A 12,600-nucleotide genomic window follows, 5' to 3' on the forward strand; every position below is an offset into this window, starting at 1 on the left:
TCTGACCGCTGATCATACACCCTGCGCTCGTGCTCATTCTCTCCCTGCCAATGATCATGGACCTGTCGTACTTGATCATACACCTTGCCGCTGTGCTCATGGAGAGATAAATCACCCGTTCTCTTGCGTCGGAAACCTGAAGCAGTTTTTCGTTGGCTCGGCTGGCCGTGATATTGGTTCGGTGGGAGAGGTGTATGGTTCGTAGATATGGGATAATAGCGCGGTAATCGGCTGGATTGGTTCGGCGACAATGTAGATTGTTTCGTTGAACGGCTTGTTTGATTCACTTATCAAATCAACTTTGCGAGTTACGTATCTGCCTTGATGTACAGGGCATAAACGTCCCTGATAATAGACTGTGCATAGCAATTGCAACTTTTACTTTCATTAGTACTCTGTTTATAAAGTAATTAAAGGAGAGTTGGCTGTATGGAGTCGCTGCGTTATACTTAGTAAAAGAAAAGGAGTGCTTTGCGGATGAGTTATGAGGATCGGCCATTGATACAAGCATTAGAAGGTTTCCGTGCGAAGCAGCCTGTATCCTTTCATGTGCCGGGTCATAAGAATGGTGAGTTGTCCGGTCTGCCTATGGAATTGCGAAATGCCTTGTCTTATGATGTCACAGAGCTGACAGGGCTGGATGATCTTCATGAGCCTGCGGAAGCTATATTAAAGGCGGAAGAGAAACTCGCCAAGTTGTATCATAGTGATCAAAGCTTTTTCCTGGTTAACGGGTCCACTGTTGGAAATTTGGCTATGCTGTATGCGACAGTCGGCAGGGGAGATACTGTTCTGGTGCAGCGAAATGCACATAAGTCTGTGTTTCATGCTTTGGAGCTGACTGGAGCGCAGGCGGTTTTCTTGTCTCCTCTGTGGGATGAGCGGACTCGGTCGGCAAGCGGGGTTGCAGCTGCTGACGTGAAGGCGGCTTTGATAAATTTTCCTGACGTGAAGGCTGCAGTGTTTACGAATCCGACGTATTACGGGCTGGCGAATAAAGAAATGAGAGAGATCATTGACGTTTGTCATGCATATAATGTGCCGGTGCTAGTAGATGAAGCACACGGAGCACATTTCATTGTGAATAAGGGATTCCCGGAAGGTGCTTTGGCTTTAGGGGCTGATGTGGTTGTTCAGTCTGCACATAAGACACTTCCCGCAATGACGATGGCCTCTTTTTTACATGTTAGATCTGACCTGGTGAATACAGAAAAGGTTGCTCATTATTTACATATGCTGCAGTCGAGCAGTCCGTCTTATTTGCTGATGGCCTCGTTGGATGATGCGAGGCATTATGCAGAGACTTATGGAGAAACAGACTATGAAGAATTGCAGCTGTACCGTCAAAGACTACTAGAGGGACTGCGGGGTATAGACAATATAGATTTCGTCGAAACTGATGACTTACTAAAGCTGATTATTCGGGTGAAAGGCCAGTCGGGCTTTACTGTGCAGGAAGCACTTGAGGAGCAGGGGATTTATTCGGAGCTGGCAGATTTGTATCAAGTTCTGCTGGTGCTGCCTTTGGTAAAGGCAAATCATAATAGAGGGCCGTCTGAGGCAGTGAATAGATTCAAGTTTGCTGCCAAGAAACTGAGTGCATTAGAAAGTAATGCGGTTCAGGTCGGTGTCCTGGAAGCAGTTTTGCCAATATCGGCTGTTGTCTACTCGATAGATGAACTTCAGAGAATGAAAACAAAATGGGTTTCGTTTAAAAAAGCGGCGGGCAAGGTGGCGGGTCAGGCGGTAATACCGTATCCTCCGGGTATTCCTCTGCTGTGTGCGGGAGAGCGTATTACAGAAGATCACTGCAGACAATTACAGGAATTAGTGAACGCTGACGCTCATTTTCAGGGAGCAATTGATTTGGAGAAAATGAGGATACAGACAGTGATTGAATAGGTGAGGAGAGATTTTTTGTGACCGGTTTATTTATTAGTTTTGAAGGGCCTGAAGGGGCGGGGAAAACTACGGTATTGCATGAGGTGGCAGACAGGCTGAAAACACAGGGACATACAGTGACTGTCACCCGTGAACCGGGCGGCATCGCGATAGCCGAAAAGATACGTGAAGTAATTTTGGACTCAAATCATCAGGAGATGGACGGAAAAACGGAGGCGCTGTTATATGCAGCGGCGAGGCGTCAGCACTTGGTAGAGAAAGTGCTGCCTGCCCTGAAAGAAGGACAGATTGTACTGTGCGACCGTTTTATTGACAGTTCTTTGGCTTATCAGGGTGTGGCAAGAGGTCTCGGATTGGAGGAAGTATTGAATATCAACCTATTTGCGATCGAAAATCATATGCCGGACTGCACAATCTTTTTCGATGTGCCGCCCGAAGTGGGATTAGAACGTATTTGGAATGATAAAGGAAGAGAACGAAACCGCCTGGATCTTGAAAATCTGGAATTTCATCAGCGCGTCTACGAAGGTTATCAAGAAGTTATTAGACAGGACAGGGAACGAGTCCGTACGGTTAATGCAAATATGCCTGTGGCACAAGTAGTCGAAAATGTTTGGGAAATTGTAAGTTCAGAAGTCAACTTACACAAGGATTCATGATATAATAAGAAGGAACCTTATTTTTACTAATAGGCATGATTCAATTTGTGTCTTGCATAGATAAGAAATCGGAAAAGGGGAGAGTACATTGAAACTGATAGTAGCAGTGGTACAGGACCAGGACAGTAACCGATTATCTTCCGCGTTAACTAAAAGTGATTTTCGGAATACGAAGTTGGCCAGTACAGGCGGATTTCTTCGCGCGGGCAACACTACATTCCTTATGGGTGTGGAAGATGAATTAGTATCAAAAGCATTGGATTTAATTCGAGTAAACTGCCGTTCACGTGACCAGATGGTTGCACCGGTTTCACCGATGGGCGGTAATGCTGATTCGTATATTCCGTATCCTATTGAGGTAGAGGTAGGCGGAGCCACTGTATTTGTCTTGCCAATTGAACAATTCCACCATTTTTGATATTGAGGTGAGCTCTGATGAAAGTCAATGGTGACTATCGTACAGGGATGGAAAAGTTGCCGGATCCGCTTCGGCCGCACTCGAATAATGCACGTTTTGGGCAAATGGTTGAAAAACAGGAGTCGCGCCTGCAGGGAGAACAAATCACCCGTTTATTTGGAGATATTTCAAGTGCAGGGGATCGTCTGGCCAGATCAAGAAATCTGCGCGACATGGCAAAGTACAAAATGCTGATCAAGCGTTTCTTGAAGGAAGCAGTAGACTCCGGTATTGAGTTGAAACAGTCTCATACGTGGAACCAATTTGGCGAAGGGCGCCGGTTAAAAATTGTTCAGACTATTGATGAAAAATTAATTGCACTGACAGAAGCTTTATTGGATGAAGAATCATCATCGATTGATTTGTTGGCAAAAATAGGAGAAATTAAAGGCCTTCTGATCAACTTATATACGTGATCCCGTGCTGCCCAAACCGAGTAGCACGGGGTTTTTTACAACAGCCAGGAAGAATCGGCAAGGAGGGATTGCATGTCGGAAGCAATAAAAAATCATGCACTGCAGTCTCAGCAGCAGGTAATCCAGCGTTTACAGGCGATTCATCGACGTAAAAGAATAGGCCATGCTTATATATTTGACGGGCCTGCGGGAGCGGGCAAAGAGGAAATTGCAAAGCATTTCACCAAACTACTGCTTTGTATGGATCCGAAAGAAAATGTTCCATGTGAAACATGTCATTCGTGCAAACGAATTGATTCAGGGAACCATCCTAATATAAAGACAATCCGGCCAGACGGACAAGATATTAAAAAAGAACAAATTGAAAATGTTATTCAGGTGATGGCGAAGAAGGGCTTTGAAGAAGGGCGCAAAGTTTATGTCATTGTAAACGCTGAACGTATGAATGGTTTCGCGGCTAATACTCTTCTGAAGTTTCTTGAGGAACCTGAGGGAGAAGTGACTGCCATTTTGTTAACGGACTCTTATACTTCACTGCTGCCGACCATACAGTCGCGCTGCCAGAGGATTTCATTGCAGCCGATGAATCGGGAAGAAATTATGGAAAAGCTCATTCAAAGAGGAATCACTGCATCGATGGCAGCTACGGTAACGTTAATGACGGCAGATATAGAAGCGGCATATGAATTGGCGCAGGAAGATTCCTTTGTACAGAGACGGAAATTAGTGTTAAAATTAGTAGAGGCAATTGAGCAGCGTTCGCCGAGTGAGGCACTGCTGTTCATCCAGACAGACTGGATGCCTTTAATGAAGGAAAAGAACGATTGTGAACAAGGAATTGACTTGCTTCTCTTTGCTTACCGTGATATTGTTGCGGTGAAAGCGGGATTGCATGGAACTATTGCTTATCCTGATCAGCTGGAAACCTTCACTAGACACTCTGTCAAAAATGCGTATAGCAGTTTAACTGTGAAAATAGATGCCGTCTTGCAGGCAAAAAAGCGATTGCATCAAAATATGAATCGTACGCTTTTACTGGAACAATTGGTGCTTACTATGCAGGAGGGGTTATTGTTTGTATAAAGTCGTAGGCGTCCGTTTTAAAAAAGCGGGTAAATTATATTATTTCGATCCATTGGATATGCCAATTGAAATTGGCAACTATGTCATTGTGGAAACTGCAAGAGGCGTAGAGTATGGCAAGGTGGCCAGTCGGAGTAATGAAATAGATGATGAGGATGTCGTCTTGCCATTGAAGAAGATCATTCGTCTTGCAGATGAGAGTGATCGGGAGCGTGTGAAAGAAAATCAGACAGAAGCAGAGCATGCGTTTGTTGTTTGTGCTGAAAAGATTATAGAACATCGGTTGGACATGCGCCTGGTTGATGTGGAATATACGTTTGACCGCAATAAAATAGTGTTTTATTTTACTGCTGAAGGACGTGTTGATTTCAGGAACTTAGTCAAGGATCTCGCATCCATCTTCCGCACAAGAATCGAACTTCGGCAAATCGGAGTGCGCGATGAAGCAAAGATGCTCGGCGGTATAGGTCCCTGCGGCAGAATGTTATGCTGTTCAACTTTTTTAGGGGACTTTGAACCGGTTTCTATTAAGATGGCTAAAGATCAGAATCTTTCTTTAAATCCTTCGAAGATTTCAGGGCTGTGCGGCCGTTTGATGTGCTGTCTGAAATATGAGAATGACGCGTACGAGGAAGCGAAGGTACAGATGCCGGATCTCGGCACACAAGTAGCGACACCGGATGGCGTTGGAAAAGTTGTTGGACTGAATTTACTGGAACGTGTACTGCAAGTGAATATGCCTGCATTTGAAAGAGTGCTTGAATATGCGTGGAGTGAAATTGAGGATTTGCAAAAAGAAATGGCTCAATTGACGAAATGATGAGGTGGAACAGTTGAAAGAAGTGAACTTTCTTGATCGAGTGATGGAATTTGAGCAACAGTTAGATTCCATGCAAAAACAATTCAGGGAACTCATTGGATTTGTTGCAGAGATGACTGAAGAAAACCACTCGCTTCGTCTGGAAAATCATCATTTGCGAATGCGTCTGGATGAAATCGATAAGATTACACAAAATATAGAAGAGACCGCACGAGATGAACGTCCGAAGAAACTGGATGTCGGCGAAGGCGTTGATAATTTAGCCCGTTTGTACAATGAAGGGTTCCATGTGTGCAATGTACATTACGGCAGCAGCCGTAAGGGCGAAGATTGTTTGTTTTGTCTGTCATTTTTAAATAAACAGAACGGTTGAGAAGGTCAATTCCTATTTTTAGGTATTGGCTTTTTCTTTTGAGTAAGGAGTATGCTGGATGAATTTACAGGATGATGAACGACTGGATTACTTACTGGCAGAGGATTTGCGAATTATCCAAAGTCCCTCTGTCTTTTCCTTTTCATTGGATGCGGTATTATTGGCTCGCTTTGCTTATATGCCGATACGAGGAGGAAAAGTGGTGGATTTGTGTACAGGAAATGGTGTGATTCCACTATTTTTGAGTGCTCGGACCAAGGCTAAAATTACTGGAGTTGAGCTGCAGGAGCGGCTGGCTGACATGGCGGAGCGGAGTGTGGCATTTAATAAACTGGAAAATCAGCTGACGATTATGCAGGATAATGTGATCGGGATTGCCAAGAAGATCGGCTATGACCAGTTTGATACAGTAACATGCAATCCGCCGTATTTCCTGGCAAACGATGCAAGTGCCAGAAATAAAAGCGAGCATTATACGATTGCACGGCATGAAATCGAATTAACACTGGATCAGGCAGTGCAGTCTGCAAGTGAATTGCTGAAGCAAGGCGGGAAAGCTGCATTTGTGCACCGCCCGGGCAGGTTGCTGGATATAATCACTTCAATGAGACGGCATCGGCTGGAGCCTAAACGCATTCAATTTGTTTATCCCAAAGAAGGCAAAGAGGCGAATATACTGCTAATTGAAGCAATTAAAGATGGAAAGCCGGACCTGAAAATCCTTCCTCCTTTATATGTCTACCAGAAAGACGGTGAATACACAAAGGAAGTGAGGCTCTTGCTGTATGGAAACGAGTGAGCATTTCTTTTATGTGTTAGAATGCAAGGATGGTTCCTACTATGCTGGTTATACAAATGATTTAGAACGTCGTCTGCAAGTGCATAATGAAGGAAAGGGCGCCAAATACACGAGAGGGCGTTTGCCTGTGCGCTATATATATAATGAAGTATTTGAAACGAAGCGGGAAGCGATGCAAGCGGAGTACCAGTTTAAGACATTAACCCGCACACAAAAAGAGCAGTATATTAGAAAGGAGCGGATTGAATGATTACTTCTCAAAAGAGTGCCGAAGAAACAGCTGCAGGAAAATTATTTATTGTCGGCACACCTATCGGCAATTTGGAAGATATGACGTATCGCGCCGTACGAATTTTACAAGAAGCAGATTTCATTGCGGCAGAAGATACGCGCAATACGATTAAACTGTGTAATCATTTCGATATCCATACACCGATGATCAGTTATCATGAGCATAATACGCGGGATGCCGGCGAAAAGATTATAGATTACCTTCAAAATGGGAAGGATGTAGCTATAGTCAGTGATGCCGGTATGCCGTGCATCTCAGATCCGGGAGCTGATCTAGTGGAATTGGCAATTGAACATGATTTGGCAGTCGTTCCCGTTCCCGGTCCGAACGCAGCTGTTACAGCACTGGTTGCGTCAGGAATTACGCCCCAGCCGTTTTTATTCTGGGGGTTCCTGCCGCGGCAGAAGAAAGAGCAGAAAGCACAGCTAGTTGAATTACAGCGCTATAAAGAGACGCTGTTGTTTTATGAAGCTCCCCACCGGCTCAAGCAAACGCTGCGAAATATGGCAGAGCAGTTCGGCAATGAACGAAAGATTGTTATGGCACGTGAACTGACGAAACGTTTTGAAGAGTTATTGAGAGGATCGTTGGCGGAAGCAATAGAGTGGGCGGATACAAATGAAATTAGAGGTGAATTTTGCTTAGTAGTGGAAGGAAATCAGGAGACTTCGAATGAGGAAACAGAAGAGTGGTGGACAGAGCTTTCGATCAAAGAGCATGTGGAAAGGGTTATTGAACAGCAGGATATGCGTTCTAAAGAAGCTATTAAGGAAGTGGCGGAAGCACGAGGACTGGGCAAGCGTGATGTCTATCAAGCGTATCATGTGGATTGATGAATTTTAAATGAAAAAAGAACCCGGAACGGAAATACGCTCAGGATCCTTTTTCGTTAATTGATTTTATCTTGAATTTCTTCAATTAATTGCTTTGCGCCTTCTGGGCTTAAAATCAATTTACCGTCAATTAGACGAAGATTGTCGTCTGACACTTCTCCTGTAATAGAGCATGTCATATTCGGCATGTACTTCTTTAAGATAATTTTGTCGTCGTCCACGTATATCTCTAACGCGTCTTTTTGCTCAATACCAAGTGTGCGGCGCAATTCGATGGGGATGACCACACGGCCTAGTTCGTCAACTTTTCTTACGATTCCAGTAGATTTCATGACAAGAATTCCTCCTACACTCTAGTTTTCTATTCGTCAAAATTCGACATGATTCTCTTGTCTATTAAACATCATACCAACTCTTCCAATAATCGTCAATCATCATAACTCGAAATATCCATAATAATTTTTATTAATTTTTTGATAGGGAAAAAATGAGAAATGACTGGAATTTCAATTTGTTTTTCATTAACTGCCAAGGGAAAATGATAGAGTTAAGCTTTAGCGGAGGAGAACATGGCACTTTTGTACAATATCCGATAAAATGAATTTATACATTATTTAATCTGGAGGAATTTGTGTGGAGAATCAATCTAAAACATTTTATATCACAACACCGATTTATTACCCGAGTGGAAAATTCCATATCGGAACTGCTTATACAACGATTGCATCCGATGCAATGGCACGCTATAAAAGGCTACGTGGATATGACGTCCGCTTTTTGACAGGGATGGACGAGCACGGACAAAAGATTCAAGAAAAAGCGGAAGAAGAAGGGCTTTCACCAATTAAGTATGTAGATGCTATTGCAGATACTGCGAAGAAATTGTGGAAACTGATGGATATTTCGTATGATGATTTGATCCGTACCACTGAGGACCGCCATACGAAAGTAGTTGAAAAGATTTTCCAAAAGTTTCTCGATAACGGAGACATTTATAAAGGAAAATATGAAGGCTGGAAATGTGTGCCTTGTGAATCATATTTCACAGAATCACAGCTGGAGGACGGAAATTGTCCGGATTGCGGACGACCCGTGCAGCGTGTCGAGGAAGAATCATATTTCTTTAACATGAAGAAGTATGCGGATCGTCTCTTGGCTTATTATGATGAAAATCCAACATTTATTGAGCCGGAGTCGCGTAAAAATGAAATGATCAATAACTTTATTAAACCCGGTTTGGAAGATTTGTCCGTATCCCGTATGTCATTCGACTGGGGAATTAAGGTGCCTGGAGATCCAAAACATGTCATTTACGTGTGGGTGGATGCACTGACGAACTATATTACGGCGCTTGGCTATATGACAGACGATGACTCCCTGTTCCGTAAATACTGGCCGGCAGATGTGCATGTGGTCGGGAAAGATATTGTCCGTTTCCATACGATTTATTGGCCGATTTTCTTGATGGCACTTGATTTGCCTTTGCCAAAGAAAGTATTCGCGCATGGCTTTATCATGATGAAAGATGGAAAAATGTCGAAGTCCAAAGGCAACGTCGTGTATCCTGAAATGCTGGTTGAGCGCTATGGCTTGGATGCTACACGCTATTTCTTGCTGCGTGAACTTCCATTTGGACAGGACGGCGTATTTTCTCCAGAAGCATTTGTCGAGCGGATCAATTACGACTTGGCGAATGATCTGGGTAACTTATTGAACCGTACGATTTCTATGATCAATAAATATTTCGACGGAGAGATTTTGACAGAAGGACTCACTGCAACTGAATTTGACGAGCCGCTGCGCGCAATGATTCAGCAAACCGTGAATAAATATGAGCAATCAATGGAAAAAATGCAATTTAGTGTCGTTTTGTCTGATGTCTGGGCATTAATTTCCCGTACGAATAAATATATCGACGAAACATCGCCATGGGTATTGGCGAAATCGGAAGAAGACCGTATGAAACTTGCTTCCGTTATGTATCATCTGGCGCTTTCACTGCATCATACAGCGGTGTTGCTGCAGCCGTTCATGACGAATGCACCGAAACAGATGGTGGAGCAATTGGGTCTCCCGGCAGAATCACTCGGGTGGGATTCATTGGAAGACGGTTACAAAATCCCGGCCGGCACAACGGTCATCAATAAAGGGGTTCCGATCTTCCCGCGTCTCGATACGGAAGTGGAAGTAGAATACATTCGTCAGCAAATGGCCATCACGGCACCGGCTGAAGTGCAGGAAGAGCCTGAAGAAGCCATAGAGGAATCCAATGAAATCTCATTTGATGATTTTATGAACGTAGAACTTCGTGTAGCGACGGTAACGGCGTGTGAAAAAATGCCAAAAGCCGACAAATTACTGAAGCTCCAGCTCGATCTCGGCTACGAACAGCGCCAAGTGGTATCAGGCATCGCTGAGCATTACGCAGCTGAAGATGTAGTAGGAATGAAAGTCATTGTGGTAGCAAATTTAAAACCTGTAAAACTACGAGGCGAGCTATCCCAGGGAATGATTTTAGCCGGTCAAAAAGACGGTGTGCTGAAACTTGCCACCGTGGATTCTTCATTGGAAAACGGAGCGCAGGTTAAATAATAATAAAAGAGGCTCTTCACCAAAACATGTGCTTGATAATCAATTTAATGAGCAGTTTGAGATGAGATTGCGCAGAATAGGATGGTAAATGGGAGGATACCGTTTCCCTGCGTTCCAGGCGGACGCGTGTCTTGCGGGCCCGCGGTGAGCCAAGCGAACAGCGAAGGGTTCGCTTTGCCGTATTTCTGCGCTCTTTGCGGAAATTAAGGCAATACAGAGTTTCTTCTGCACGCTAATTTCGCTGCGCTCCCGCAAGTTGTCTCACCTGTCGGGCTGATCCTCCCAGAGTCGCCGCCTGGAACGAGGGTACACTGGCTGGTGTTTTAATACTTTTTATGTGAGTAAGCAGTATGAGCATAATATCTGAGACTGTTACAATAGGTGTGGCGTTTCATGCAATACTTAGCATTCTGCAAAGACTTAGATTCTTCTGTTGAATGTATTTGCAAAGTCGAGAAACGGGAACACCACCAACTAAATCCATACTCTGCAAAAAAGCAACATGTTATACTTTCCCCACATCAGCGAAGGCGCAACTGCGGGGTAGGCCGGTGTTATGAGACAACTGGCGTGTTCTTCGCCAGCTGGCTCATAGCGTAAGGCAATCCCCCAGCGCCGAAGCAGGTTTAAACTGCAGCATAATTTTTGCAATACAGACATGACAAGTTTTCAAGAACCGATTTTGGGACAGACCCATAAAAGATGCCAATTCTTAGACGGATTGGCGTCTTTTTTATGTGTTATTTAGAAGTAAAGACAGCTTGTGGTAAAATGAGTGAAAAACTTGCAGGGGGCGTCTATGGAAACGATCTATATTGCTGGCGGATGTTTATGGGGCGTACAGGCATTTATAAAAACACTGCCTGGCGTGATGTTTACAGAGGCAGGAAGGGCAAATGGCACAAGTCCAGTACTTGAGGAAGATTATGACGGGTATGCAGAATGTGTAAAGACAGAATTTGATCCAGCCATCGTAACAGTCAGGGAATTAATGGATTATTTATTCGAAATTATTGATCCTTACAGTGTGAATAAACAAGGACAGGATGTCGGAGAGAAATATCGGACCGGTATTTATAGCAGGGAACCCGAACACTTACGAGAAGCGCAGGCATTTCTCCGAATGAGAGATGATTATAAGAGAATAGCGGTAGAAGTGTTGCCTCTCACAAACTATGTGAGCAGTGCAGAAGAACATCAAGACCGATTAGCCAGATATCCTGACGATTATTGTCATATACCAGAAAAACTGCTGTATAAGTATTCGTAAAAAGGCTTTTCTGTCATAAAAGCACTCAGACATTTTCTGGGTGTTTTTATTTTTCATGGGTCTTTTTCCTATTTTTCGCGGGAGCAAATAAATTCACATGCGGGATAAATTATGATTTACTAGTGCAATCTGGTAATACGAATTGCACACTATAAAGCAGGTTTGTTACACATTTGTAATACAAATGAGATGAAAGACATAATGATTGCTCTTAGAATAGAGAATACTGTGAGGAGAGATACAGATGTTTATCGATACACATGTCCACTTAAATGCAGATCAATATGAAGAGGATGTTGAAGAAGTCATCCAGCGTGCAATTGATGCAAAAGTAGAAAAAATGGTGGTCGTCGGATTTGATAGAAAGACGATTGAAAAGGCGATGGTACTGGCAGATCAGTATCCATTCATCTACGGCGTAATCGGCTGGCATCCTGTTGACGCAATTGACTGTACGGAAAGCGACCTGCAATGGATCAAGGAACTGACCGTCCATCCGAAAGTAGTGGGAATTGGAGAAACGGGTCTTGATTATCATTGGGACAAGTCACCAAAGGACATTCAGCAAGAGCTGTTCCGCAAGCAAATTCAACTGGCAAAAGAAGTAGACTTGCCGATTATTATTCACAACCGTGATGCAACGGCGGACGTTGTTCGAATTTTGCAGGAAGAAAATGCGAGCGATGTGGGAGGCATCATGCATTGTTACGGAGGCAGCGTAGAAACTGCGAAACAATGCATCGACATGAATTTCCTCATATCTCTTGGCGGACCTGTAACTTTTAAGAATGCCAGAATGCCAAAAGAAGTGGCAAAAGAAATTCCTTTGGACAAATTATTAATTGAAACCGATGCGCCCTATTTAGCGCCTCATCCATACAGAGGGAAACGCAATGAACCCTCATACGTACCGCTTGTAGCAGAAGAAATTGCACGGCTAAAAGAATTGTCTGTGGAGGAAGTCGGCAAGCAAACAACCGAAAATGCCATGCATCTTTTCGGAATACAGTGAGTATAGTGTCACTGGGTTTGCGTTTCTGTACAGACAAAAAAGTGCTGCCTTCTCCCGACTGGCTATCAGTTTAAAAGGTTGACAGGCAAAAT

At 43.8% G+C, this 12,600-nt stretch carries 15 protein-coding genes; 13 read left to right on the top strand and 2 right to left on the bottom strand.

The window, feature by feature from the left end:
• Window positions 1-287: hypothetical protein (locus NCCP2331_RS13850; protein ID WP_251671430.1), on the bottom strand; the 287-nt coding region annotated here is incomplete at its 3' end.
• A 190-nt stretch (window positions 288-477) separates the two neighbouring features.
• On the opposite strand from NCCP2331_RS13850, the gene NCCP2331_RS13855 reads away from it, so the two are divergent.
• The 10 genes from NCCP2331_RS13855 to rsmI all read left to right on the top strand — a co-directional run bounded on the left by NCCP2331_RS13855 (window position 478) and on the right by rsmI (window position 7,634).
• A complete protein-coding gene (locus NCCP2331_RS13855; RefSeq protein WP_251671431.1) occupies window positions 478-1,902 on the top strand; it encodes an aminotransferase class I/II-fold pyridoxal phosphate-dependent enzyme in 1,425 nt (474 codons plus the stop codon).
• 17 nt (window positions 1,903-1,919) lie between these two features.
• Window positions 1,920-2,561: a dTMP kinase gene (gene tmk / locus NCCP2331_RS13860; protein ID WP_251671433.1), complete on the top strand. Its 642-nt coding sequence runs from the start codon at window positions 1,920-1,922 to the stop codon at window positions 2,559-2,561.
• An 88-nt stretch (window positions 2,562-2,649) separates the two neighbouring features.
• Window positions 2,650-2,979, top strand: a complete 330-nt coding sequence (locus NCCP2331_RS13865) for a cyclic-di-AMP receptor (RefSeq protein WP_153723284.1) — start codon at window positions 2,650-2,652, stop codon at window positions 2,977-2,979.
• A 17-nt stretch (window positions 2,980-2,996) separates the two neighbouring features.
• Window positions 2,997-3,434: a YaaR family protein gene (locus NCCP2331_RS13870; protein WP_153723283.1), complete on the top strand. Its 438-nt coding sequence runs from the start codon at window positions 2,997-2,999 to the stop codon at window positions 3,432-3,434.
• 72 nt (window positions 3,435-3,506) lie between these two features.
• A complete protein-coding gene (gene holB, locus NCCP2331_RS13875) occupies window positions 3,507-4,517 on the top strand; it encodes a DNA polymerase III subunit delta' (protein WP_251671435.1) in 1,011 nt (336 codons plus the stop codon).
• Window positions 4,510-5,337 (top strand): PSP1 domain-containing protein, encoded by an 828-nt coding sequence (locus tag NCCP2331_RS13880; protein ID WP_153723281.1) that lies wholly within the window; start codon window positions 4,510-4,512, stop codon window positions 5,335-5,337. The genes holB and NCCP2331_RS13880 overlap by 8 nt, the downstream gene beginning before the upstream one ends.
• Before the next feature lie 13 nt (window positions 5,338-5,350).
• Window positions 5,351-5,710, top strand: a complete 360-nt coding sequence (gene yabA, locus NCCP2331_RS13885; protein ID WP_153723280.1) for a DNA replication initiation control protein YabA — start codon at window positions 5,351-5,353, stop codon at window positions 5,708-5,710.
• A 58-nt stretch (window positions 5,711-5,768) separates the two neighbouring features.
• Window positions 5,769-6,509, top strand: a complete 741-nt coding sequence (locus tag NCCP2331_RS13890) for a tRNA1(Val) (adenine(37)-N6)-methyltransferase (protein ID WP_251671437.1) — start codon at window positions 5,769-5,771, stop codon at window positions 6,507-6,509.
• Window positions 6,496-6,759 (top strand): GIY-YIG nuclease family protein, encoded by a 264-nt coding sequence (locus NCCP2331_RS13895; RefSeq protein WP_153723278.1) that lies wholly within the window; start codon window positions 6,496-6,498, stop codon window positions 6,757-6,759. The genes NCCP2331_RS13890 and NCCP2331_RS13895 overlap by 14 nt, the downstream gene beginning before the upstream one ends.
• Entirely contained in the window at window positions 6,759-7,634 is an 876-nt protein-coding gene (gene rsmI, locus NCCP2331_RS13900; protein WP_376776826.1) for a 16S rRNA (cytidine(1402)-2'-O)-methyltransferase, read from the top strand. Before NCCP2331_RS13895 ends, rsmI begins: the two co-directional genes overlap by 1 nt.
• Before the next feature lie 56 nt (window positions 7,635-7,690).
• Here the strand turns inward: rsmI and NCCP2331_RS13905 are convergent, their stop codons facing one another.
• Window positions 7,691-7,966: a transition state genes transcriptional regulator AbrB gene (locus tag NCCP2331_RS13905; RefSeq protein WP_153723277.1), complete on the bottom strand. Its 276-nt coding sequence runs from the start codon at window positions 7,964-7,966 to the stop codon at window positions 7,691-7,693.
• A gap of 301 nt (window positions 7,967-8,267) precedes the next feature.
• Here NCCP2331_RS13905 and metG point away from each other — a divergent pair, with 301 nt between their 5' ends.
• The 3 genes from metG to NCCP2331_RS13920 all read left to right on the top strand — a co-directional run bounded on the left by metG (window position 8,268) and on the right by NCCP2331_RS13920 (window position 12,508).
• The gene (gene metG / locus NCCP2331_RS13910; RefSeq protein ID WP_251671441.1) at window positions 8,268-10,226 is read left to right on the top strand and encodes a methionine--tRNA ligase; all 1,959 of its coding nucleotides are present in this window, start codon (window positions 8,268-8,270) and stop codon (window positions 10,224-10,226) included.
• Between the two features lie 799 nt (window positions 10,227-11,025).
• A complete protein-coding gene (locus tag NCCP2331_RS13915; RefSeq protein ID WP_251671444.1) occupies window positions 11,026-11,496 on the top strand; it encodes a peptide-methionine (S)-S-oxide reductase in 471 nt (156 codons plus the stop codon).
• Window positions 11,497-11,740: 244 nt separating this feature from the next.
• Window positions 11,741-12,508: a TatD family hydrolase gene (locus NCCP2331_RS13920; protein ID WP_251671445.1), complete on the top strand. Its 768-nt coding sequence runs from the start codon at window positions 11,741-11,743 to the stop codon at window positions 12,506-12,508.
• The last annotated feature ends 92 nt before the right edge of the window (window positions 12,509-12,600 follow it).

Source organism: Sporosarcina sp. NCCP-2331, from assembly GCF_023707945.1.
GTDB lineage: Bacteria > Bacillota > Bacilli > Bacillales_A > Planococcaceae > Sporosarcina > Sporosarcina cascadiensis.